The sequence below is a fragment of the Shewanella waksmanii ATCC BAA-643 genome, from assembly GCF_000518805.1.
GTDB lineage: Bacteria > Pseudomonadota > Gammaproteobacteria > Enterobacterales > Shewanellaceae > Shewanella > Shewanella waksmanii.
This window is the reverse complement of record NZ_KI912497.1, coordinates 194,270-216,677: the sequence shown is the minus strand read 5'-3', so window position 1 is coordinate 216,677 and position 22,408 is coordinate 194,270. Positions and strand designations below refer to the sequence as shown.

The window sequence follows — 22,408 nt, the reverse complement described above, 5'->3', positions numbered from 1 at the left end:
CCATGAGGGCACTCATCAGGCGAGAACTCCATGGTATTTGGCATGATCCATGGCAACTGGCTTTGCTCAGTTATATTCCGCTGATTGGCATATTATGTTTATGGTGGATGTTCAGTGCGGGCATCCCGCGGATGTTGCCCGTTGCCGTAGTGGACCATGATCAAAGTCAGACCAGTCGTATGCTGGTACGCCAGCTACAGGCTAGCTCTGTCATCAGTCCTAGGCATTATCAAGATGTGCTGGCCGCCAAGTCTGCCATGCAGCAGGGCCAAGCCTATGCCATGGTGGTTTTTCCCCACAACCTTAACCGCGATCTACTCCGAGCTGATCAACCCACCATCGATATTCGCTACAACAGTCAGTATTTGCTGGTGGGTAAGTTGTTATCAAGCCAAATTCAACTGAGTCTTGCCGATGGCTTAAAGCATAAAGCCTTGCTCAAACAGCTGGCGGCGGGCGTACCTAAACCGCAAGCGCAGGTGAATATCAATCTGCTGAGTAGTCAAACCACCGCGCTTTACAATAGCAACAGCAACTATGTGGTGTTTCTATTGCCGCCTATCTTGGTGGCATTAGGGCAGTTGTTGGCGATGCTAGTGTTTGCCAACAGCTTAAATAGAGAGTTACGTTGGTCAACCATGGCTGAGTGGCCGCGTTTGGGTGTGATTAAGATATTGAGCTGTAAGTTATTGGTCAATATGAGCTTACTGTTACTGCAGGGCTATTTGGTATTGGCATTTTTATATCAATATTTGCAACTGCCCTTAGCTGGGTCACTGTGGCAGCTAATGGCAGCGCAGGTGGCTATGTTGACGGCAGTTGGATTGTTAGTGCTGGTGATATTTTTGCTGTTGCAAGACAGTGCTCGCGTGATCAGTTTTTGTACTGCACTGTTTGCTCCGGGCTTCCCGTTTATGGGTATCACTTTTCCGACTGAAGATATGCCGGCATTGGCGCAATATTGGCGCGTGCTGATGCCTTCTAGCCATTATATTGATACCCATGTTGGCGTCGTGAGTTATGGCCAGCCATGGGCTGTACTGGCGCAGCAAATAGCGGGTTATTGGGGGTTCTTACTGTTATTGCCTATGGCTGCAGGGTTAATACTAAGGTTGCGTAAGTCGAGTGTGTCTGGGCCGGCAGCAGCGGGAGGCATTCGATGACGTTCTGGCAATGTATGTTGGCTGACTTTCGCGCTATTGTCACCGACAAAGCGATTGCAATTACCCTATTTGGCGGGGTGTTATTCTATTCGGTATTGTATCCGCTGCCTTATCTCAACCAAGTGCCCACAGAGCAGCGGTTGGTGGTGGTGGATTTAGACAAGTCGAGCTTAAGTCGTAAGATGGTGCGCTATGCCGACACCAGCCCGAAGTTATCTGTCGTTGGCGAAGTGACCAGTATTGAGTCTGCACAACGTTGGATTGAAACTGGTAGAGCCCATGGATTACTGGTTATCCCGCCCCGTTTTCGTGCAGATCTGCTGCAAGGTAAGGGCGTGACCTTAGTTTACGGTGGCGATGCTAACTATTTTCTTATTTACTCGGCTGTTGCCGAAGGCTTAGTCAGTGTCGGCATTGATATGGCTAAATGGGTGTAATTTAAAGGTTTGCTGGCTAGTGGCACAAGCGCTGCGGTCGTCAACGAACAACTCAATCCGATTGTGCTTAACAGTGTGCCGGCTTTTAACCCTAGTTTGGGTTATACGCCTTATGTGGTGCCAGGCGTGTTGCTGCTCGTGCTACATCAAACGCTATTGATTGGTGCGAGCATACTGGGGGCCGGACAGTGGGGGCGCAAAGGCTACTGGCAAGGCTTATCGCCGTGGATGTTAATTAGTGCCAGGCTGACAGTATTCAGCGCTATTTATTTTATGTTCAGTGCATTTTATGTCGGCTATTGTTACTACATCTACGATGTGAGCGTACAAGCGAGTTGGCAAGCTGTCTGTTTATTTTTACTGCCATTCATATTGGCTACAGCAGCGGCAGGAATAGCGTTTAGTTGTCTATTTAGCCGGAGAGATTTACCGACTCAGGTGCTACTGCTTATCTCAATGCCGATCTTATTCGTGTCTGGCTTTGTTTGGCCAGTAGAACTGATCCCCACAGCTTTGTTGGTTATCGCTGATTTATTGCCAGCCATTCCAGCGATTCAAGGCATGCTAACACTGAATCAAATGGGCGCAGATTGGTCTAGCATTATGCCAATGTGGTGGCACCTATGGGGGCTATTTGGGTTGTTTCTAGCGCTGAGTTGGTGGGGGGTCACTGCTCGTAATAAGCAGTGACATCTACTTAGGCACTCGTGTCGCTGCCTTGTTAGAAGTACAGTGTCTCTACTGTGTCGCCAGCAACGATAATTTCACATTTATCGGCACTGGATGATTTACTCGCTTGAATCGCACCGGCAATGGCACCAAACGCTCCGCCTTGATTTCCTAACACTGAACCAAAGTAACAGGCACTTTTGATGCGAATGTCACCATATTTGGCATTGAAGTTCTGTGTGGGGGTGTAAGGAGGAAAGCGGCCTTGCATTAGGGGCTCGCCATTGACCGTTAGTTTAAGTTGATTTTTTTCTTCATCATATTGACCACCAAATTTGATGGTTTGGCCTTCGATTTCAACGGTTTTTTCTTGGGCGACGCGCGGTGGTGTCGCGGCACAAGCTGTCAGTAGTGTAGTGATAGCAATAGCGGTAGTAAGTAACGGTAAGCGCATGATAGTTCCTTTATTTTTGCGTTTAGACCGCGAGATTATAACGATATAGCAAATTATTTGAATCAGAGTAAAGGCTAGGTTTTAGTTAAAAAAATACCAACCAAAGTATGACTTTGATTGGTATTAGATTATTGCGAAATCCGTTAGCGGTTAAGTACCCGTCAAGGTGACATTAAAGCCAGTTTGAGATTGATTGCCTTTTGGTGTCACGACTTCTATCCCAACTGTACTGGTTTTACTCGGCTCGCCACTGCTACCAGGATCGATATCGTTGACCACAGTAAAGCCGGTTGTGTTACCCCCAGCTCGCGTCGCATTGGGTACGGTAAACGGCGTAAAGATGAGCGTCCCCGTGCTGGCTGTAACCGATAAGCTTGAGTCGGCAGGCATTATTTGCCCCGCACTATCAAAGAACTGTACCGTAAAGTTTGAGCTGGTGCCTGGGGCTATCGCGGTAGCGGGATTATTGGTGCCGTCGGTGGTATCGATAATCTTAGTGCTATCCTGCCACACAATAAAGTTTGCGTGAGAGCCAGACATCGTCATGACTAAGGCTTTGCGAATGTAGGTTTTATTAGCTTGTCCTGTTCCACATAAGCTTCCTTCACACTGGGGGCCATTGAATAAACCATCTTGAGTTTGATATTCAGTGTTGCCTGCGGTATTAAAGAACTTTTCGCCATCAGTATAGAGGCCAGTTTCATCATCATCTCTAAACGCATCAGGTAAATCACTAAAGCCGCCTTCGCGATAGGTTTCTATGTCCATACCATTACCACTACAGGCAATGGCACTGCCATTGTTATCAAGGCAGGCATCTACCGCTGCACCATCGGCATCATCAAAGATGTTATTGCCATTGGTGTCGAAAAAGGTTTCATGACCCAGTGCATAAGCTAATACGGTGATACGATGGTCTGGCACTCGAGGGTCTGCAGAGGTCCATTCCACGCTACAGCGGCCATTGACGGTTAAACAACTTGATACGATTTGGCCGCCTTCAGCGGTAAAGTTGATTGTAGTGTCATCGGGTGCTGGGTTACCAAAGCTGTCAGAAGCATAGGCCGTCAGCGTGGCGGTTTCACCGTTATAGCTATCGGCTTCGGGGTTTAGAATACTGCTACTGAGGCTAAAGCCTAACTGTTGTGGTAAGCCTGTGTTGACCGTCAATTGCTCAGACTGACTGGTGATGGTATCACCAGTATCTGCATCGGTGGCAGAAGCAACAACGCGAACTGGTGTCGGCACGGTGCCGGCTAATACGCGAATACTGGCAAGACCGGCTGAATTTGTTAACCCTGATGCGCTAGGTTCGCCATTTGAGAAAGACAATCCACCGACCACGGTATCGAGTTCAAAATTAACTTGTTGCTGAGCTGCAGGTTGGCCATTGGCGCTGGTGACCATAAAGGTGACTAATGATGATTCACTGCTACCCGTCCCTCCAGCACCTTTAATGCGGATATTGGTAGGCTCAGCCGAGATAAAGCTCAAGCTAGCCAAAGTTTGACGAGATAACGTAAACGCTAAACTTGCCGACAAGGTTTGGTTGCCTACCTGAGTAGTGGCAACAATAATATCATCACGTTCGCTGTTACCACTGCAACTGGTATCTTGGAATGTTGAGTTAGCAGTACCAGATAATGACGTTACCGGGGTATCAATACTGGCATTGTTACTGGCAACACAGTCCGAGGTAAAGCTCACCGAGGTGGGTGTTTGTAGGCGAGTAATTGAGCCATCTTGTGCTTGACTGATAATGTCGGCAAACACGCCAAAACTGCCACCTGCACTGATTACATATTGACCATTAGTGTCAGTTAATGTGGTCCCTAGTTCGCCGTCGATAAACTGGTTGTTACTATCAAAGTGGCCAATTTTTATCTCGCCATCATCGCCGATAGCATCACTAGGCAATACTTCATATAGGCTGTTTGATTGATAGTTAGTGCCGTCATAGTCTAGTGTTGCATTTAGGCTGGCTGCACCAAGTTCACTGTCTTGTGGGGTATAACTAACTTGGGCTAATCCTTGGGCGTTAGTTAAGGTGCTGCTGGGCGACAAAGTGGCATTGCCCGCACTAAAAGTGACTTGCTGATTAGCAATACCGATGCTTTCGGCGTCAACAAACAATGCTTGCAGTTGTACAGTCTCGCCAATTTTAAACTGAGTGACAGCAACGCCATTATTGACCACGCCTGCGCTGAATTTCGGTTGTTGTTCTGGGGCTGTACCGCTATTAATAAACTCGAAATTTTTAGTGGCGGTCAGTGTGGTGATATCTGTATTGCTTGGGGTGAAACTCGCCGTTACCGTTCCAGCGCCAATAGAAGCTGTGCTATCACCTAAAATGACCTCAGCAACACCACTACTGTCAGTGAGTTTGGTGGTAGGGGACAGCTCACCTAAAGTGGTGCTAAAACTAATGAGTGCGCCACTTTGGTTGCTATTGTTATTTTTCAGCGTCGCTGCAACACAGATGCTAGCGCCTTGTGCAAAACTGATATTGTCGGTTGGCTCGTCGCATTGCCCCTCGACCACAGTCTTATAGCTAAGCGACAGGGTATAGTTTTCTTCCCCTTCTCCGCCACCAGGATCGGTGCCGTCGGCTGAGCCATTACAACCACCGAGAATTAATAAGGTAAGTAGAGATAGGTGCAAGAAAAGCGTTTTAGTTATCAGTCGCATAAGCAACATCCTTGTGACACTAAAAAAGGAAAGGTGGCTCGCTAATAGTGTGCGAGCCAAAGATTATTTTGTTGTTTCGGCCAGTAAGTATTTTACTAACTCTGTTGCTGATTTTGACACTGCTTCAGGCTTTTTCTCAAGCTCTTTTTTACTTTGCCTGACAAGTTGACGCAGTTTTTGACGTTCAAGTTGTGGATGGGCTTCGATCAGTTCTTGAATGGCGCCATCGCCTTGTTCAAGTAATTGATCTTTAAGTTTCTCTGCAACATTTTGCTTTGAGCTCTCATTACGGTTTTGATTAAGCACATTCTTTAAATCTGCTTGCAGTTGCTCTATGTCAACGCCGCGCATCAGTTTGCCAATATATTGAAGATGGCGTCGGTGGGCTTCGGTGTTGATCTTGATGGTTTTAGCCTTCATGAGGTTGTCATAAATTAACTCATCAAGGTTAAGCTTTTTGATTTGACTCTTACTTAATACAACCAGCTGTTTACCTAAGTCTTGGTAAATCGCAATTTCTCGTTTTGCATCTGCGCGGCTGACGTAATCTTCGTCATGGTCGAAAGGTTGTTTAAAGTGTTCGGAGTCGCCAACAATATTCATATTTAAAATCTCTAACAATAACTGTAGTAATAATACCATTTAGTCAGAATTTCGCCTAACTGACTGATAGGAAAATTTTCAATCGCAGTGAGTCCACCTAGGTTTAAGCGGAGAATTGCAATGAGCGAGCCAGTTATTTAATGTGATCGTTTAGCGGGTTTGTTATGCTAACGCCATTGTCAGTTACCTACAGAGTAAATTTGTGTCTTCAGATAGCATTCAGTTGGAATTAGATTCGTTAAAAGATGCGGTTGCCATTGCGTTAGAGTACGCCGCAAAGTTAGGGACAACCGGTGCCGAGGTTGCTATTAGTAAGCAACAAGGCTTGTCGGTTTCTACCCGATTAAAAGAGGTAGAAACGGTAGAGTTTAATAAAGACGGTGCATTAGGCATTACTCTGTTCCGTGGTAATTGTAAGGGTAGCTCGTCCACCTCTGACTTAAGCCCCGATGCCATTGCGCGCGCCGTAAAAGCAGCTGATGACATTGCTAAATTTACTTCTGAAGATAGTTTTAATGGCTTAGCTGACACTGATCTTATGGCGACAGAGATTAAAGACTTAGATCTTTATCATCCTGAGTCACTTTCTCCAGCAGATCTCGAAGCGCTAGCTGTGCAAGCCGAGGCTGCAGCACTTGATAGTGATAGTAGAATCACCAACTCAGATGGTGCCAGTGCCAATGCCCATGTGGGGATGAAGGTCTACGGCAATAGCCATGGTTTCCTTAACGGTTATGCAAGTTCTCGTTATAGCCTAAGCTGTGTGGTGATTGGTGAACAAGATGAGCAGATGCAACGTGACTACGACTACAGTGTCGCGCGTAAATTTGCCGATTTGTGGACCCCGCAACAAGTGGGAGAAAAAGCTGCTGCAAAAACCTTGTCTCGCCTTGGAGGCCGTAAAATTCCGACGACACAGTTGCCTGTGTTATTGGCACCAGATATTGCCACAGGCTTAATGGGGCATCTCGTTGGCGCGATTAGTGGTAGCAGCCTATATCGTAAGTCGAGCTTTTTACAAGACTCGCTCAATACACAGATTTTCCCAGAGTGGTTTACCATTAATGAGCAGCCTCATTTATTGGGTGGTTTAGCCAGTAGTTATTACGATAGTGAAGGCGTTGCTACCCAAGAGCGTAATATTATCGACAATGGCATATTGAGTAGTTATCTATTAACCAGCTATTCAGCGCGTAAGTTGAACATGACTAATACTGGCCATGCTGGTGGTATTTATAACTGGACGTTAAGCCACACCGATCAGAGTTTTGCAGAGCTGATTAAGCAGATGGGCACAGGGCTTATTGTGACTGAAGTCATGGGCCAAGGTGTCAACGCCGTTACCGGCGACTATTCTCGCGGCGCTGCCGGTTTTTATGTTGAGAATGGGGTGATCCAATATCCTGTGGAAGAAATTACCATTGCTGGCAATCTAAAAGATATGTATCGCAATATCGTCGCCGTAAGCCATGATAGAGACTTACGCTCATCTATTCGTACAGGCGGTATTTTGCTAGAAAGCATGAAAATAGCTGGCAGCTAGACAACAAATACCTGCAATATAAAAAAGCGAGCCTCTGCTCGCTTTTTTATTACCTGAACCATAGTCGTACTATTGCCACGAAGATTATTGCTCAGTGTTAGTGCTCTCGATCTGTTGCCAAAATTGCATGATATCTTGTGCGAGCTCTTCATTGGCTAAAATGCTGACATGGTCATCATTATAACCTCGAACCTTTATCGCTTGCCGCTGTGCTTGGGGGGCAAGTTGACTACTGAGGTTGATCACGCCATCTCCGCTTTGCTGATTAATCACCCCTGAGATTTTGTAGCCAAAGCTTAGCATGTGTGGTGCAGCTTTATTTGGCGTAAACAGCTCAGAGATAAGCTGACTCTCTGGCAGTAAATCATGCCAAGCAGGAATAGCAACTGGCGCATAGTCCACACCGTATTGCGCTGATTTAACCCCAAGGAAAGGCGAAGATATTGAGCTAAAACTGAGGATTTCAGGGCAACTTGCAGTGGGGTAACAATGGTTAAGGTACCGCTTACTCACTAAGCCCCCCCATACTATGACCGACAATATGTGCCTGGCTAAATTGATACTTAGCTCGGGTAATATTGATTAAGTTGTCGAGCCCTTTGGCAATCATTAGCAAGGGTAAACCACTGGGATAATTGAACACCCAAATTTGATATTTCTCTTGATCTATATTAGCCACAAGCGGAGCGAAATCTGCGGCACTACCTGCCATACCATGGACCAAAATGACTGGGATTTTACTCGTATGGTATGGCTCAAGAAAAAACAGTCCGGTATAGCCATTCTGGATATGACTAATCGGTTTCCACAAGCCCATTTGTGCATATTCTCGAGAAAAAATTGGGTCATTTAGGGGGATAACTTCGTCAAAACGGGCTTGAGTGATTTGCATATTAGTGATGTTTTGTAGCGGTTTATCGACCAATTGCTTTGGGTAATCTTTTGCGCTGCTGTTTAAGTCGAGTGTAAGAGGAGTGTCGGCGGATTGGCTATCAAGGGCTAGCCATTCGTAACGCTCGTTGGGTTGAAAGCGCAGGTCGTGGTTTTCATCGATAAATACAAACAAAAACTGGCTATGACTATAAGCCTGAATATCAATATCGTTGTCGCCTATCATCACGTCAAAGCCATCAATTTGCTCAGCGTGGGCTTGGCTCAGTAGTACTAACACCACTGAATCGCTACTTTGGCGGCCGTTAACCTTAATATGGTACTGAGTGTATTGATTATCTAAGGTGACTAACTCCTGTTTAAGGGCTTTAAACTGGCCGCAGCCACTCAGAATTAGCAGGACTAAAGCAAATAATAATTTGTGTGTGAGTGGCATTCCTGCTTTTCCTTGATGCAATGATTGATAAAGGTCCCTGAGTAACTATGCCGCTAAGTACTTGCTAAGTATAGTGTAAATAGTAGATTGCTGATTTAAAATCAAATGGATTGTCTCGGTATCTACCGGTCAATATCGTAAATTTTTTATCTCTTGCTTAAAATAACTTGCATATACGTAATAACGTATATATGATTTTTCGTATGTTATGTTGAAGCTTGCATATGATGCGACTAAGTGAGAAATGATGCCAACAACATTCTTTAAAGCCCTTGCTGATGAGACTCGGCTTAAAAGCCTATTGCTAATTAGAGCGGAAAATGAGCTTTGCGTTTGTGAGTTAATGACAGCGCTCGAGCAAGTGCAACCGAAAATCTCACGTCATTTAGCTCAGTTGAAAAAGGCACAGATTTTGGTTGACCGACGCCAAGGCCAGTGGGTTTTTTATCACCTGAACCCCGATATTCCGACTTGGGTAAAACAGTTGTTAGAACAAACATTTTCAGCAAATCAATCACTTATTAAAGCTCCTTTGGCAAGATTGCAAGCCATGGGAGAAAGGCCACAACGAGCACAAGCTTGTTGTAGCGAATGATTTAAATAGCTTATTGGGGAATAAGAGATGGGATTATTTGAACGTTATTTAACGCTATGGGTCGGCCTAGCGATTGTTGCTGGCGTCATACTCGGTAATTTTGCGCCTGAGCCTTTTGCTTACATTGCGCAGTTGCAGTATGCGCAAGTGAACTTTGTCATTGCGGTCCTTATTTGGGTAATGATTTACCCGATGATGGTACAGATAGATTTTTCTGCCGTTAAAGATGTGGGCAAAAGTCCCAAAGGGCTAATATTGACCGTGGTGATTAACTGGTTGATTAAACCATTTACCATGGCGCTGCTAGGTTGGTTATTTTTCCGCGGTTTATTTGCAGATTGGGTTGACCCACAAACTGCCACCGAATATATCGCAGGCATGATCTTACTCGGGGTTGCGCCTTGTACAGCAATGGTATTTGTTTGGAGCCAACTGACTAAAGGCAATGCCAACTACACCTTGGTACAAGTGTCGGTGAATGATCTGATTATGATTGTGGCCTTTGCCCCGATTTGTGCCTTGCTGTTAGGAGTAAGCGATATTCAGGTGCCATGGGAAACCTTACTTTTCTCTGTTTTACTCTACGTGGTTTTACCTTTAGTCGCAGGGGTGTTGACCCGCAAGCAGCTTAATAAACAACATGATGAGCAACGCATTACCCAGTTTATCGCCAAGCTTAAACCTTGGTCTATGGTTGGTTTGATTGCTACCGTATTGTTGTTGTTTGGCTTTCAAGCGCAAACCATATTGGCTCAGCCGCAAAATATCTTACTGATTGCCATACCCTTGTTAATTCAAACCTATGGCATTTTCTTCATTGCCTACTATGCTGCGAGAAAATTACGCTTAAGTCATGATATTGCCGCGCCGGCTTGTATGATTTCTACGTCGAACTTTTTTGAGTTGGCCGTGGCGGTAGCGATATCATTGTTTGGTTTGCATTCTGGGGCAGCCTTAGCAACGGTTGTCGGGGTATTGGTTGAAGTACCTGTGATGTTGTCATTGGTGGCGTTTGTTAATCGTCGCCGTGAAAAGTACCAGCAACAAATTCAGTAATAAATTGGCTTTACGATACAAACACGTTTTAACAAATCTTAATGAAGGTGAAAGCATGACTATTAAAATCGGTATCAATGGTTTTGGCCGAATGGGACGTTTAGCACTACGAGCAGCATGGCAATGGCCAGATGTAGAATTTGTACAGATTAATGACCCGGCCGGCGATGCGGCTACCTTGGCGCATTTATTGTGCTTCGATTCAGTCCATGGCACGTGGCAGCATGAGGCTACTGCAGATGACCAAGGAATAATCATTGGCGAGCACCACATTAAAACTACCGCTAATAGCCGAATTGAAGATACGGATTGGTCAGCGTGTGATGTGGTTATTGAAGCATCGGGCAAGATGAAAACCAAGGCCAAGCTACAAGCCTATCTTGATCAAGGTGTAAAACGTGTAGTTGTTACCGCTCCAGTGAAAGAGGAAGGGGTACTGAACGTTGTTATGGGAGTCAACCAGGACCTGTATGATAAAGCGATACATCCGATTGTGACTGCAGCGTCATGTACGACAAACTGTTTAGCGCCAGTTGTTAAAGTCATTCATGAGCAAATTGGTATTAAGCACGGCTCAATGACCACGATTCATGACATCACCAACACCCAAACTATTTTAGATGCACCTCACAAAGACTTGCGTCGCGCTCGGGCATGTGGCCAGTCACTGATCCCCACCACAACCGGTTCAGCCACTGCGATCACCCACATCTTTCCAGAGTTAAAGGGCAAGTTGAATGGTCATGCAGTACGAGTGCCACTCGCCAATGCATCCATTACTGACTGTGTGTTTGAACTACAACGCGATGTCACTGAAGCTGAAGTGAACGCCATGCTTAAGCAAGCCTCAGCAACTGATTTAGCGGGGATTCTAGGTTATGAAGAGCGTCCGCTGGTTTCGGTTGACTACAAAACCGATCCTCGCTCAGCCATTGTTGATGCCCTATCAACTATGGTAGTCAATGGCTCACAACTTAAACTTTATGTTTGGTATGACAATGAGTGGGGCTACGCTAACCGCACCGTGGAACTGGCGCGTTTAGTGGGTCAGCAAGACAAAGCGTAATAGGCTTTCAATCATAAGAGATAAGGGTTCAACATGTTAGCCAGTCTACGGGCGCTACCAGAGCAAATACGTCAGTATATGTTGGTCACTGCAAACTATTGGGCATTTACACTCACCGATGGTGCGCTAAGGATGTTAGTGGTATTGCACTTTCATCAGTTAGGTTACAGCCCGTTGGCGATCGCCATGTTGTTCCTTTTCTATGAGTTTTTTGGTGTTGTTACCAACCTATTTGGTGGCTACTTAGGGGCGCGGTTTGGGCTTAATCGCACCATGAATATTGGTTTAGGCTTGCAAATCGGTGCCTTAGCCATGTTATTAGTGCCCAATGAGTTACTCACTATCGCTTGGGTTATGGCTGCACAAGCGCTGTCTGGTATCGCCAAAGATCTAAATAAGATGAGTGCCAAAAGCAGTATTAAGGCACTGGTCGCCAAAGGTGCTGAAGGCACGCTGTACAAGTATATCGCGCTATTAACTGGGTCGAAAAATACCCTAAAAGGGGTCGGCTTCTTTTTAGGCGGCGCGCTATTGGCACTGTTTGGTTTCCATGGTGCGATATTACTGATGGCAGTGGGTCTAAGCCTAGTGTGGGGCTTGAGCTTAGTGAAACTCAAGCAAGACTTAGGTAAGGCATCGACTAAGCCTAAGTTTAATCAGATTTTTTCAAAGAGCCGTAACATCAATATTCTATCGGCAGCAAGAATGTGTTTGTTTGCTGCACGGGATGTTTGGTTTGTTGTCGCGCTGCCGGTTTATTTAGCTAGCCAGTTTGACTGGGATCATTATTGGGTTGGTGGTTTTCTCGCATCTTGGGTGATTGCCTATGGTGTAGTACAAAGCTTCGCGCCTAAAATCACGGGTAGCCAATTTGCTGGGGCGGGTCAAGCTCCTGGTGGCCGCGCAGCCCTGTTTTGGGTGAGCATGTTGGCCATCATCCCAATTGTCATTGCAATCGCGATGACAGTACTTCCAAATCCACAATGGTGGCTTATTGCTGGATTGATCCTCTTTGGGGTCGTATTTGCGATTAATTCCTCATTGCATAGCTATCTGATTGTCAGTTATGCCAGTGATGACGGTGTCTCATTAGACGTTGGCTTTTATTATATGGCCAATGCGATGGGACGACTCATAGGTACCATTTTGTCTGGTTGGGTATATCAAGTCGCCGGGTTAGTGGCTTGTCTATGGATTGCCGCTGGGTTTTTATTAGTCACAGTGGCTATCAGTGTTTACCTACCTAAGCAGCCGCAGCAGGCCAGTTAGTTTAGCTGGCAGCTTAGCTTTTCTCCCCTTATCAAGGCATTGCAATAGGGCAATGCTAACAGCACTTAATGAGTCATGATGAGCAAAATGAGGCCTGACAGCCTTGTTTGCCCCTTTCCAATCCCGCGCTATTCGTTGTACTCTGGCTTAGCAATCAATGAATAGTGGCGTAGATCACAAACATATAGCGATAAGAAAAACGAGGTTTGAATGGAAGGTATTACTGAAATTATCAGTATGATCAACGGGTTTGTCTGGGGCACACCCATGTTAGTTATGATCTTAGGTGTCGGTCTATTTTTATCAATCGGACTCCGATTGATGCCGATCCTAAAACTGGGAACAGGTTTTAAGCTACTTTGGTCTGGACGTATTCCAGACAAAGATAAACAAATCAAAGGTGAGATTAGCCCCTTTAACGCCTTAATGACGTCATTATCTGCCACCATTGGTACTGGTAATATTGCCGGTGTAGCCACGGCAATCTTTATTGGTGGCCCAGGCGCATTATTTTGGATGTGGTGTACCGCCTTGGTCGGTATGGCAACCAAGTTTGCCGAAGCCGTATTGGCGGTTAAGTACCGTGAAGTCGATGATAACGGTAATCACATCGGTGGCCCGATGTATTACATCAAAAATGGTTTAGGCAGCAAGTGGGCATGGCTAGGCACTGCGTTTGCTTTATTTGGTTCGTTCGCAGGTTTTGGTATTGGTAATACCGTGCAGTCTAACTCTGTGGCTGATGCACTACAAAGTAACTTTGGTGTGCCCGATTGGGTCACCGGTTTAGTTCTCATGGTGCTTGTTGGTGCAGTGCTCATGGGCGGTATTAAACGTATTGCTGATGTCGCTGGTAAGCTTGTGCCATTAATGACAGTGTTCTATATTGCTGCGGGCTTGGCGGTGTTGGTGGTTCACGCGGCAGAAATCCCTGATGCAATTGCACTGATTGTGCACAGTGCGTTCAATCCGGTTGCTGCCCAAGGTGGCTTTGCTGGTGCTGCAGTTTGGGCGGCCATTCGCTTTGGTGTTGCCCGCGGGATTTTCTCCAACGAAGCGGGTCTAGGTAGCGCACCGATTGCCCACGCATCGGCACAAACCAACAACCCAGTGGCACAAGGTTTAGTGGCGATGCTAGGTACTTTCATTGATACTTTGATTGTTTGTACCATTACTGGTCTAGCGATTATTGTTTCAGGCGCTTGGACATCAGGTGAGAATGGTGCTGCATTAACTTCTTTTGCTTTCTCACATGCGTTGCCAATTGGTAACTATGTTGTCGCGATCGCTTTGGCCGTCTTTGCCTTCACCACTATTTTGGGCTGGAGTGTTTATAGTGAGAAATGTGTCCAGTATTTACTGGGGGTTAAAGCGGTTAAGCCATTCAGAGTGATTTGGATTTTAGTGGTGCCACTGGGCGCTGTGAGTTCACTGGACTTTATCTGGCTACTTGCCGATACACTTAATGCAATGATGGCTATTCCTAACCTGATAGCTCTTGCGTTGCTTAGCCCTGTGGTGTTTGGTTTAACTCGCGAATACTTCTTGAAGAAAAGACAAGAAGACGCGGAGCTAAAAGCCAAATCATAATCTGATTGCGATAGGCTTAATCAGAGATAAAAAAAGCGCCCTTGGGCGCTTTTTCTTTGGGCTAGTAAAAGTCACCACCCATGGCTCGTTTAAGTTCTGCTTCTTCTAGCAGCTCCTCAAGGCGTTTTTTTACTTCACGTCGATGTTTAAGATCGTCCAAAGCTTGGGCATTTTTAGGTGCGGTCATCGCTTCAATTTCAACATCATTTGGCACTACATCTAAAATCTGAGTCATGATGAACTCCTCGCAAGTGAGTACTTGTTGGCACTCTATGCGTTGTGCCGTTAAGTACGTAGAGTTTCCGTCGATGCGTTCGCCGTAAACTGCAATTGTTAATTCCGAAAAGCGCTAGAGATATACTAATAAAGTAATACACTTCAGTAGATTAGCTTTAACATTAGTAAGCGCTGATGTGAAAGATACCAAGTCATTGAAAATAAAAATGCGATCGAGATAACATTATTTAGATCTGTAAAAAACACTGGTTTGTCCAGTTTGAAAGGGAGATTGTTCTGGCTTATATCTATGAAATTTAAGGGGTAAACAGGGAGAGGGGAAGCAGAGTTATTGCTACATGAGCAATAACTCAATTAGAGCAAGATCACAGATCAAAACTATAGCTATAGCCAAGCACAAGTTTAGGATCGTCACCCTTGAGATCAGTATCGCTGACTAAAAACGAGATGGTGCCATAATCGGTGTCTTTAGCGATAGAAACCGAGTAATCAGAATAGTTTTCAGTGTCATACCAAGCAGATACCACATCACCTTGAGAGTAACCATAGTGGCCATTAAGCGATAATGTATCAGAAAGTGGAATAGAGACACCGACAGTGAGGTAACCCATGTCTGTGTTGCTTAGGGGCTCAGTGGCCACATCATCACCTGCATTGACAAGATGTGAGTAGCTCACACTAAGCCATTTGTAACTGAGGGCTAAAGTGACTTCACCTAAATCAATACTGCCGTCGCTATCGGGGTAGGCATAGTATAAGTAATACACATCGTAACCGAAGTCCTCGCCGATGCTACCGGCATAACCACCGTATAAATCCAGCTCGAAGGTTGTGCTGTCGCCAAAATCAACGTTTGATGCCCAGCCGCCTAAGTAAAATCCACTGTCGTGCTCGTAGTCAATGCCACCTTGTACAGCCACTGAATCATCCGTTTGGCTGACACCGCGCCATAGGTAGTTCGAGGTTGCACCAATATTTCCGCTGACTGCTGCACTGGCGGGCAAACTCATTAGCATAGCGCTTGCCACTAAGGTCAATGTTGACACTGCTTGTTTCATATTCATTCCTTCATCGTGATTTGAATTATCACTTCCGCTATAAGTATTTTTTTAGGAAGTACTGATACAAATAAATGCGATGAACGTGCCAAAAATTAAGCCATTATTAATCAATAGCTTAATAAATCACCGGCTAAATACATGTCCAAATTGGTGTAAAAAAGAGCAATGCCGCTCTATTTTGGTGCAGGGAGTGTTCAAAATTGACGTGTATAGCAAGTCGATCTTTTTAAGGGGATATTTGGTGGGCTATTTCAAGGCGATAGTGGTTGTTTGCTTATGAGCTCATTCAATATCGGCGCCGATAAAATGGGGGCACAAAAAAACCTCCAGTAAGGAGGTTTTTATCATAACAAGCGTAACGATTTAGTTAACGCTGTCTTTTAGTGCTTTACCAGCTTTAAACTTAGGTACAGTTGCTGCTGGAATTTGAATCTCTTTACCCGTCTGTGGATTACGGCCAGTACGAGCTGCACGTTCAGTTGTTTCAAAAGAGCCAAAGCCAACGATAGAAATCTTATCACCGTCTTTCATTGCCTGTGCAACAGTCTCTTCGAAAGACTTAAGTGCACGTGCAGCTTCTGCTTTTGTTAGTTCAGCATTTTCAGCCATTTTTGCAACAAGTTCAGTTTTATTCATTTGAATATTCTCTTCTTTCCGTAGATTTTCTTAGCAATTTCAGTAACGCTGAGACCTAACATGCCATAAGGCGAAACAATTGGAAAGAGCTTTACGCTGAATAAAATGCTAATTATTGCCAAATTGGTGGATTATTCATCATCAAGTAGGGTGTATAACAGTTGTTTTACAATATGTGGCTCAAATGGCTTGTCACAAAGTGCGTTAACCCCAGCTTGGGATACATTACTTAAATGGGCATCATTAGCCTCAGATGACACCATTAAAATAGGGATATGCGATTGCTGGCTGTGTTTACGGATGAAGTCTGTTAAGGCTAGACCATCGGCATTGGGCATGTTGTAGTCGGTAATGACTAAGTCATACATATGCTCTTGTAATAACTCAATGGCTTCAGCGCCGTCGGTGGCTTCGGTGATCAGCTTTAGGCCCAGGTTGGTAATGGTACGGCGAATAATATTACGGGCCATTTTGCTGTCATCGACTACCAGTACCCGTAAGTTATGCACATCGAAATGGGCTAGGTCGAGTTCATCTTGGCTGAGTAGATCAATGGTGGCATTGAGCGCCTTACCTAAATGCTCTGCAGTGAAAGGTTTAGGCAGGATTGCCACTACGCCTGACTGGCGATACACCTCTAACTGTTCGCGGCGACACTCGCTCGACACCAACATAAACTGAATGTCTTGTAAGGCTTCGTTTTGTTTGATGGTTTTAAGGAGATCGATAGCGGTACCATCAGCAAAATGCATGGCGCTGGCAATCAAGTCTGGTTGGTGGCGGTGAATGATGTCGCTTGCTTCGCTGATGCTGCTGGCCGTTTGGATTTGGCTAATGCCTTCATTTTGCAAATGGTTAGCAATAATCTTTCTTTGGGTATCCGATGGCTCGACAAGCAGTATCGACAGCTCACTGGGGAGCAAAGTGTTCATAATCCCTGATCTCTAAATGTTTTTGTTATTATTGCCCCGTTTAATAGCGGGGTTGTTAAATAGTGATAACCTATACTACCCGATTGATTGTTCGGATGTTAGGTAACTCTTTGTTGATTTTGAAAAAGCGATAAACAGCTGAAAAGCAAGCAGTAAAATAGCAATCGCCGCGATAAGTGGGATTGGAATCGACTGGCCATCAACCACGACTTTTACATCTTCAGGACTGATCTGATAGGCCAAAATGGCGGTTGTGGCCAACGCGCTAAAACCAAGCGCTTGAATTGCAATATAAACTTTTAATACAACCGTTGCCCATTTGGCTTTGAGTACCATGCCAATAAGTACCGGAATAACCCCCAGACTGAACAGATCCATCGACTGGGTATCGATTGCTCGCCACAGCGCAACGATAGCCAGTAGCAAATACATTAACATCAATAAAAGCAAAGGTAGCGGTGGTCTGGTCATCGTATGGCTCAGCAATTGGCGATAATATTGGGATGCGAGTTTAGAAAAATCATCGTCTATAGTCCATTTATTTAGCTTTCCAAAGCAATTATCCAGGTGGGAGATATTGGTCAAAGGGTTTAACATGGTTACAATGCGCTTTGATGTTGTAGATAGAGTACGGTATGAATGAAGCAGAATTTTGGCAGCTAGTCACTCGCCAGAGCCCAGAGCAAGATCAGCAGAGTCTCGCAGAACAACTCCATGATAAGTTGATGGCTTTGTCCGATGAGCAGCTCGCTGCATTTGATAAGCACTTTGCGATACAGATGCGCCGCAGTTACCTATGGTCGCTATGGGGAGCTGCCTATGTGGTCACCGGATGCGATTCAGAGTATGCATTTGCGGAATTTCGCTGTTTTGTTATCTCGCTAGGAAAAACATGGTTTGAACAAGCTATTGCCGATCCAGATGCGCTAGGTCAGCTTGAACAGTGGCCTGAAAAAGATGGCTACGCTTATCCGTTTGTTGATGAGTATGATCTAATTGCTGGGCAAATTTATGAAGACCGAACAGGTAAGGAGTTGCCTTTTGTGCCATCTGGACAGGCAAGCCCTCAAGGCAAAAAGTTCAACAACAAGAAAAAGCATCTCAAAGCGGTTTATCCGCAGTTAAGTGCTCGATTCCCTTTTTAAAAAAACCAAATAGAAAAAGCGGGCTTAGCCCGCTTTTTCACTAACTGTTATCGCACAGCTGTGTGCTTATTCGTAACAAACTTCTGTTTCTTCATCATAGTCACGACCATAATCAGCGCAAGTCTCGTGCATAAATGCGGTTTCTTGCTGCTCGATCTGTTGCTCAAGTTCGGCTTGTTGCTCATCCATAATCGCGTCTTCTACAACGGCTTGCTGTTGATCAAGAATAGCGTGGTGGTGATCTATAGCTGCCTGTTCTGCTGCGGTAAACTCTTCCGCTTTCACTTGTGACGTGGCTGCTAGTCCGAAAATGATTGCTGCAAATAGGGCCATTTTGCCAGAAAAGTTAACTTGCTTTAGTGAGATTGAATTGCTCATGTTGTTCACTCCAATTTATGTCGTTGACCTAACGTCGGCAATGGTGTTCTCCATGGTGGAGATATCATTTCAAGGTCACAAAGTATCTGCTAAAAGTGGTTAGTTGCTGAGGTCGTTTTTAGTGACCTCGTTTGCTTGATACGAATGTTACGACAATGATGCTGAACTCTTGCTGAACAAAAACCAAGCATTTTTCTAAGCGCCATTTACAGCGGTTATTGATTTATTTGTCACGCTCTAGACAGGTGCTAAACTCATCTTGAACTTGGGTATCATCACAATAGATGCTTGCACTGCCTTGATCCTCATTGGCGAGTTCCGCTTGAATTTGCTGTAGCTGTTCTTCAGCGCTGGGAAATGCCAGGGTGTTGTCAGCGAGTATTTCATTGACTCCTTCGATGTGGGCCAATGATGCTTCTTGATCTGAATTTGCAGCAAAGGCACTTTGGCTAAGCACTAGAACACAAGCGACAGCGGATAGAGGCAGGTAAGCCTTAATTGAACGGGCCATTGATGACTCCTAAATAAACGGTGATACGATTACACTGGTAGCCATGTTGCTGCCAGTGCCAAAAGAGGCGTATTTTAGCAGTCTGAACTTGAATCTAAGCTGAATTAGTGATTTTTCATTGTCTCACATTGAAAGCCCTGGCGGCTGCTATCAAAACGGCAGTTTAATCCACACTGCCACACCACATCGCCCTGGTCGGCAGATTGTTGCTGAGCAAACGTCTTACATTGTTGATAATCACTGAAGTCATCGGTTTTCTGGTAGCGGCCGGAGTTATAGCCGTGGGTATAGACAAATGCAGACCAAGTCTCACTGTAATGGTGCTGCTCCGACTGATTTATTTGGCTTATTGCGAACGCGACAATAGCGATAATGCTGACAATAAATAAAAAAGGAGTGAATTTTTTCATGATTTCGCCTGTCTATATAGTTACGGCAAGAGTTTAACGCTGTGGGTTACTAATTGATACATCTTGCGTGTCGGCGTGTGAGCCCGCATTGATAACTGCTGTTTGGTCATGAAAAAATCCAAATGACAGTGGCTTAGTATTAGCGTGCTTTGCATTAAGCTAATATTCAGGTTAGCTTTTGTAGAGTATGGCTTGAAATCACAACATGCAGCCTGAGGAGGCGGATATGAAGTTAAAACATCTACTATTTGTGGGCGCTCTTGCCTCTGTTAATGTGGCTGTAGCGGAAGAAGCAAAGCCAGATCCTGTCACTGAAGTGGGTCAGGTTAAGATTACTTGGCAAGATCCGAGTAGCTATCGCGATGTCAAAGCAGCAAGTGACATTCAATCTCGTTACGAGCAACGTACTTTTGATAATTTAACCAAAGAGCTCAGCAAGCAGGTTGAGAAGCGATTCCAGCCGAATCAAAAACTGGAGCTAGTAGTCACAGATGTCGATTTAGCAGGTGATGTGCGGCCGACATTTGGCGCCACTATGAACGATATTAGGGTGATTAAAGATATTTACCCACCGCGCATGAATTTTAGCTATCAGGTGCTAGAAGGTGACAAAGTGATTATGGCGGGCGATGAAAAGCTGACCGATTTAGGGTTTATGCATAAAGTCGGCCGCATGGATGACAAGCCATTAAGGTATGAATATCGCTTAATGGAAGATTGGCTTAAAAAGAGCATTGAGCCTAAATTGCAGTAAGTCAAACATTATTTGATTAAGGCGAATCGGTTATCCGATTCGCCTTCTTTTATTTAGGCTGCACTGGGCTCGTCGATGACTTCAAACAAACTGAAAGAGTTGGCGGCGGTTTTGGCCTGCTTTTTAGCTGCGGCGCTATAAGTCGATAGCTGTTGCTCACTGCAGCGAGATGTCACAATTGGCGGGAGAATGCCGACGCATAAGCCAATGAGTTCGTGTTCACACATGTGGCCTTTGCGATCTTCGGCGACCATTTTTTGTTGTTGCCAATGCATTTGACTGTAAAACAGCTGCTTGCTTTGTTCAAAGGCTTTTAAAATCTGCATCGACTGCTGCAAGATGTCATTGCTGGTACTGATGATCACAAAGTCATCACCGCCAATATGGCCGATAAAATTGTCGCTACTTTGTTGCTTATTCAGTAATTGTGCCACCGCTTGAATCACTTCATCACCGCGACAAAATCCATAAATGTCGTTATAGGGTTTAAAGTAACTGATATCAAAGTAAGCTAAATAAAAGTCCCGCTGGTGATTTCGCAATCGTTGCAACTCTTCTTGGATAGGGATATTGCCCGGTAATCCAGAGAGTGGGTTGGCGTGACGGGCAATCTTAATTCGATGTTCAGTGAGCTGCTGCAATAGATCCTTGGTGTGGCCAATGCCCATGAATTTTCCCTGACGCATCACGATAAACTGTTGCGCAACGTTACCGTGATTATCCTCGGCAGTAAGGGATTGGCTGACTGTCGAAATTGGGTCACTGGCTTCCACCTTCAGAATTTTGCCATTCATGACCTCGGCCACACTGGTATTTTCATGTAAGGCGCGACCGTAAGGGGTGCTAAACAGCTCCATAAGGTGGGCCCTATCGACCAATCCTTGCGGGTACTCATTCTCCACTACTGCAATGGCTTGCAACGAAGATTGTGCGATAAACATGTCGCTGACATGTTTGAGTTTAGTGCCTGGTAATACCGTGATGGCGTTGGTACATAAACTTTCTGCCGATTCAGCATAGCGGGTTTGTTGCTTAGGTAAGTCGGGAAGGCACAGGGGCTGAAACACCTTATTAGGCTGTGCTTCCGGTCGGCCTAGTAAATACCCTTGGCAATAGATGATACCGAGCTGCTGGAGCAGTGCCATTTCACTATTGGTTTCAATGCCTTCAGCTATCACCTTACAAGTGAGACTTTGGCAGAGATCAATAATGGAGCGAACAAACTCCTGTTTCACCGGCGATTGGTCAATATCTTTAATGAAATGGCGATCGATTTTGACATAATCTGGAGCCAGCTCTGACCATAATCTTAGCCCAGAATACCCGGTACCTAGATCGTCAATGGCGGTCATAAAACCTTGGCTGCGGTAATGATTCAAACACTCTTTGAGTAGATCGATATCGTCTGCTGGATACTGCTCAGAAAGCTCAATGACAACTTGATTGGGGTTGAGCCCCAGCTCTTGTACTAAGCCTAATGTTAGCCCTTTCGCATGATTGGGCTCCAGCAACGCTTTGGGAGAGATATTGATGAACAGTTTTCCCGGTAGAGCATGTTGATCAAAACTGTTGATGGAGATCCGTCGGCACACCTCTTCTAGCTCTGATAGTCGACCTTCATAAGCAGCGGTTTTAAATAACGGCACAGGTGAGTGCAAAGGGCTATGCTCGGGGCCGCGGCTTAAAGCCTCAAAACCATGAACCGAGTGGGTGTTGATATTAAAAATGGGCTGAAATAGTGCATTGATCTTTTGCTGACCAATTATTCTATCTAGCTCCTTGCCAAGATCTATCGCTGTCATTTCGTCCGCCTTTTTTAATATCGGACGAAATGTTATTACCAGACAATGACAGCAATATGACAATATTTGTTTGCTGTCACAA

23 protein-coding genes and 1 pseudogene are annotated in these 22,408 nt (G+C 45.1%); 10 read left to right on the top strand and 14 right to left on the bottom strand.

Features of this window, described 5'->3' with window-relative positions; all coding sequences use genetic code 11:
* Positions 1–2 precede the first annotated feature (2 nt).
* Positions 3–1,163 carry an ABC transporter permease gene (locus L865_RS24315; protein WP_037471714.1) on the top strand — a complete coding sequence of 387 codons (1,161 nt, stop codon included), beginning with the start codon at positions 3–5 and terminating at the stop codon, positions 1,161–1,163.
* Positions 1,160–2,290, top strand: a pseudogene (locus L865_RS24310) (ABC transporter permease). Before L865_RS24315 ends, L865_RS24310 begins: the two are co-directional and overlap by 4 nt.
* Positions 2,291–2,321: 31 nt before the next feature.
* Here L865_RS24310 and L865_RS0121080 read toward each other — a convergent pair.
* The 3 genes from L865_RS0121080 to yjgA all read right to left on the bottom strand — a co-directional run bounded on the left by L865_RS0121080 (position 2,322) and on the right by yjgA (position 6,014).
* Complete coding sequence (locus tag L865_RS0121080; RefSeq protein ID WP_342666137.1) at positions 2,322–2,723, bottom strand: hypothetical protein; 402 nt, start codon at positions 2,721–2,723, stop codon at positions 2,322–2,324.
* Positions 2,724–2,873: 150 nt separating this feature from the next.
* The gene (locus L865_RS0121075; RefSeq protein WP_051484727.1) at positions 2,874–5,411 is read right to left on the bottom strand and encodes an Ig-like domain-containing protein; all 2,538 of its coding nucleotides are present in this window, start codon (positions 5,409–5,411) and stop codon (positions 2,874–2,876) included.
* Positions 5,412–5,474: 63 nt separating this feature from the next.
* On the bottom strand, positions 5,475–6,014 hold the full coding sequence (gene yjgA, locus L865_RS0121070) for a ribosome biogenesis factor YjgA (RefSeq protein WP_028775035.1): 540 nt from the start codon (positions 6,012–6,014) through the stop codon (positions 5,475–5,477).
* A 202-nt stretch (positions 6,015–6,216) separates the two neighbouring features.
* Here yjgA and pmbA point away from each other — a divergent pair, with 202 nt between their 5' ends.
* The gene (gene pmbA / locus L865_RS0121065; protein ID WP_028775034.1) at positions 6,217–7,557 is read left to right on the top strand and encodes a metalloprotease PmbA; all 1,341 of its coding nucleotides are present in this window, start codon (positions 6,217–6,219) and stop codon (positions 7,555–7,557) included.
* Between the two features lie 84 nt (positions 7,558–7,641).
* Here the strand turns inward: pmbA and L865_RS24685 are convergent, their stop codons facing one another.
* Both L865_RS24685 and L865_RS24680 read right to left on the bottom strand, forming a co-directional pair.
* Complete coding sequence (locus tag L865_RS24685; protein WP_051484726.1) at positions 7,642–8,070, bottom strand: hypothetical protein; 429 nt, start codon at positions 8,068–8,070, stop codon at positions 7,642–7,644.
* Positions 8,063–8,884, bottom strand: a complete 822-nt coding sequence (locus L865_RS24680) for an esterase/lipase family protein (protein ID WP_051484725.1) — start codon at positions 8,882–8,884, stop codon at positions 8,063–8,065. The genes L865_RS24685 and L865_RS24680 overlap by 8 nt, the downstream gene beginning before the upstream one ends.
* Positions 8,885–9,128: 244 nt before the next feature.
* Here L865_RS24680 and L865_RS0121055 point away from each other — a divergent pair, with 244 nt between their 5' ends.
* From L865_RS0121055 to L865_RS0121035, 5 genes are all read left to right on the top strand, one after another.
* Positions 9,129–9,479, top strand: coding sequence for a metalloregulator ArsR/SmtB family transcription factor (locus tag L865_RS0121055; protein WP_028775033.1), 351 nt, complete (start codon positions 9,129–9,131; stop codon positions 9,477–9,479).
* 27 nt (positions 9,480–9,506) lie between these two features.
* Positions 9,507–10,535 carry an ACR3 family arsenite efflux transporter gene (arsB, locus tag L865_RS0121050; protein WP_028775032.1) on the top strand — a complete coding sequence of 343 codons (1,029 nt, stop codon included), beginning with the start codon at positions 9,507–9,509 and terminating at the stop codon, positions 10,533–10,535.
* 55 nt (positions 10,536–10,590) lie between these two features.
* A complete protein-coding gene (locus tag L865_RS0121045; RefSeq protein ID WP_028775031.1) occupies positions 10,591–11,601 on the top strand; it encodes an ArsJ-associated glyceraldehyde-3-phosphate dehydrogenase in 1,011 nt (336 codons plus the stop codon).
* Positions 11,602–11,634: 33 nt separating this feature from the next.
* Positions 11,635–12,870: an organoarsenical effux MFS transporter ArsJ gene (gene arsJ / locus L865_RS0121040; RefSeq protein WP_028775030.1), complete on the top strand. Its 1,236-nt coding sequence runs from the start codon at positions 11,635–11,637 to the stop codon at positions 12,868–12,870.
* A gap of 210 nt (positions 12,871–13,080) precedes the next feature.
* Positions 13,081–14,460 (top strand): alanine/glycine:cation symporter family protein, encoded by a 1,380-nt coding sequence (locus tag L865_RS0121035; protein ID WP_028775029.1) that lies wholly within the window; start codon positions 13,081–13,083, stop codon positions 14,458–14,460.
* Between the two features lie 61 nt (positions 14,461–14,521).
* Here L865_RS0121035 and L865_RS25760 read toward each other — a convergent pair whose 3' ends face one another.
* The 5 genes from L865_RS25760 to L865_RS0121010 form a co-directional block, all read right to left on the bottom strand.
* A complete protein-coding gene (locus L865_RS25760; protein ID WP_169732713.1) occupies positions 14,522–14,695 on the bottom strand; it encodes a hypothetical protein in 174 nt (57 codons plus the stop codon).
* A gap of 367 nt (positions 14,696–15,062) precedes the next feature.
* Complete coding sequence (locus L865_RS0121025; RefSeq protein WP_028775028.1) at positions 15,063–15,755, bottom strand: TorF family putative porin; 693 nt, start codon at positions 15,753–15,755, stop codon at positions 15,063–15,065.
* Positions 15,756–16,121: 366 nt separating this feature from the next.
* Positions 16,122–16,394: an HU family DNA-binding protein gene (locus tag L865_RS0121020; RefSeq protein ID WP_028775027.1), complete on the bottom strand. Its 273-nt coding sequence runs from the start codon at positions 16,392–16,394 to the stop codon at positions 16,122–16,124.
* A 131-nt stretch (positions 16,395–16,525) separates the two neighbouring features.
* Positions 16,526–17,326: a response regulator gene (locus L865_RS0121015; protein ID WP_028775026.1), complete on the bottom strand. Its 801-nt coding sequence runs from the start codon at positions 17,324–17,326 to the stop codon at positions 16,526–16,528.
* 75 nt (positions 17,327–17,401) lie between these two features.
* Positions 17,402–17,797 carry a hypothetical protein gene (locus L865_RS0121010; RefSeq protein ID WP_028775025.1) on the bottom strand — a complete coding sequence of 132 codons (396 nt, stop codon included), beginning with the start codon at positions 17,795–17,797 and terminating at the stop codon, positions 17,402–17,404.
* 164 nt (positions 17,798–17,961) lie between these two features.
* Between L865_RS0121010 and L865_RS0121005 the strand changes: the two genes are divergently transcribed.
* Positions 17,962–18,471 (top strand): DUF4240 domain-containing protein, encoded by a 510-nt coding sequence (locus L865_RS0121005; RefSeq protein WP_028775024.1) that lies wholly within the window; start codon positions 17,962–17,964, stop codon positions 18,469–18,471.
* Positions 18,472–18,537: 66 nt separating this feature from the next.
* Here the strand turns inward: L865_RS0121005 and L865_RS0121000 are convergent, their stop codons facing one another.
* The 3 genes from L865_RS0121000 to L865_RS0120990 form a co-directional block, all read right to left on the bottom strand.
* Positions 18,538–18,849, bottom strand: a complete 312-nt coding sequence (locus L865_RS0121000) for a hypothetical protein (protein WP_028775023.1) — start codon at positions 18,847–18,849, stop codon at positions 18,538–18,540.
* 223 nt (positions 18,850–19,072) lie between these two features.
* The gene (locus L865_RS0120995; protein ID WP_028775022.1) at positions 19,073–19,360 is read right to left on the bottom strand and encodes a hypothetical protein; all 288 of its coding nucleotides are present in this window, start codon (positions 19,358–19,360) and stop codon (positions 19,073–19,075) included.
* 104 nt (positions 19,361–19,464) lie between these two features.
* Positions 19,465–19,770, bottom strand: coding sequence for a hypothetical protein (locus L865_RS0120990; protein WP_028775021.1), 306 nt, complete (start codon positions 19,768–19,770; stop codon positions 19,465–19,467).
* Positions 19,771–19,996: 226 nt separating this feature from the next.
* On the opposite strand from L865_RS0120990, the gene L865_RS0120985 reads away from it, so the two are divergent.
* On the top strand, positions 19,997–20,524 hold the full coding sequence (locus L865_RS0120985; RefSeq protein ID WP_028775020.1) for a DUF3016 domain-containing protein: 528 nt from the start codon (positions 19,997–19,999) through the stop codon (positions 20,522–20,524).
* A gap of 53 nt (positions 20,525–20,577) precedes the next feature.
* Here L865_RS0120985 and L865_RS0120980 read toward each other — a convergent pair whose 3' ends face one another.
* Positions 20,578–22,326, bottom strand: coding sequence for a GGDEF domain-containing protein (locus tag L865_RS0120980; RefSeq protein ID WP_028775019.1), 1,749 nt, complete (start codon positions 22,324–22,326; stop codon positions 20,578–20,580).
* Positions 22,327–22,408: the final 82 nt, after the last annotated feature.

Coding starts and splice junctions, on each gene's coding strand:
- L865_RS24315 (WP_037471714.1), top strand. CDS start 3: ATGAGGGCACTCATCAGGCGAGAACTCCATGGTATTTGGCATGATCCA.
- L865_RS0121080 (WP_342666137.1), bottom strand. CDS start 2,723: ATGCGCTTACCGTTACTTACTACCGCTATTGCTATCACTACACTACTG.
- L865_RS0121075 (WP_051484727.1), bottom strand. CDS start 5,411: ATGCGACTGATAACTAAAACGCTTTTCTTGCACCTATCTCTACTTACC.
- yjgA (WP_028775035.1), bottom strand. CDS start 6,014: ATGAATATTGTTGGCGACTCCGAACACTTTAAACAACCTTTCGACCAT.
- L865_RS24680 (WP_051484725.1), bottom strand. CDS start 8,884: ATGCCACTCACACACAAATTATTATTTGCTTTAGTCCTGCTAATTCTG.
- L865_RS0121055 (WP_028775033.1), top strand. CDS start 9,129: ATGATGCCAACAACATTCTTTAAAGCCCTTGCTGATGAGACTCGGCTT.
- arsB (WP_028775032.1), top strand. CDS start 9,507: ATGGGATTATTTGAACGTTATTTAACGCTATGGGTCGGCCTAGCGATT.
- L865_RS0121045 (WP_028775031.1), top strand. CDS start 10,591: ATGACTATTAAAATCGGTATCAATGGTTTTGGCCGAATGGGACGTTTA.
- arsJ (WP_028775030.1), top strand. CDS start 11,635: ATGTTAGCCAGTCTACGGGCGCTACCAGAGCAAATACGTCAGTATATG.
- L865_RS0121035 (WP_028775029.1), top strand. CDS start 13,081: ATGGAAGGTATTACTGAAATTATCAGTATGATCAACGGGTTTGTCTGG.
- L865_RS25760 (WP_169732713.1), bottom strand. CDS start 14,695: ATGACTCAGATTTTAGATGTAGTGCCAAATGATGTTGAAATTGAAGCG.
- L865_RS0121025 (WP_028775028.1), bottom strand. CDS start 15,755: ATGAAACAAGCAGTGTCAACATTGACCTTAGTGGCAAGCGCTATGCTA.
- L865_RS0121020 (WP_028775027.1), bottom strand. CDS start 16,394: ATGAATAAAACTGAACTTGTTGCAAAAATGGCTGAAAATGCTGAACTA.
- L865_RS0121015 (WP_028775026.1), bottom strand. CDS start 17,326: ATGAACACTTTGCTCCCCAGTGAGCTGTCGATACTGCTTGTCGAGCCA.
- L865_RS0121010 (WP_028775025.1), bottom strand. CDS start 17,797: ATGACCAGACCACCGCTACCTTTGCTTTTATTGATGTTAATGTATTTG.
- L865_RS0121005 (WP_028775024.1), top strand. CDS start 17,962: ATGAATGAAGCAGAATTTTGGCAGCTAGTCACTCGCCAGAGCCCAGAG.
- L865_RS0121000 (WP_028775023.1), bottom strand. CDS start 18,849: ATGAGCAATTCAATCTCACTAAAGCAAGTTAACTTTTCTGGCAAAATG.
- L865_RS0120995 (WP_028775022.1), bottom strand. CDS start 19,360: ATGGCCCGTTCAATTAAGGCTTACCTGCCTCTATCCGCTGTCGCTTGT.
- L865_RS0120990 (WP_028775021.1), bottom strand. CDS start 19,770: ATGAAAAAATTCACTCCTTTTTTATTTATTGTCAGCATTATCGCTATT.
- L865_RS0120985 (WP_028775020.1), top strand. CDS start 19,997: ATGAAGTTAAAACATCTACTATTTGTGGGCGCTCTTGCCTCTGTTAAT.
- L865_RS0120980 (WP_028775019.1), bottom strand. CDS start 22,326: ATGACAGCGATAGATCTTGGCAAGGAGCTAGATAGAATAATTGGTCAG.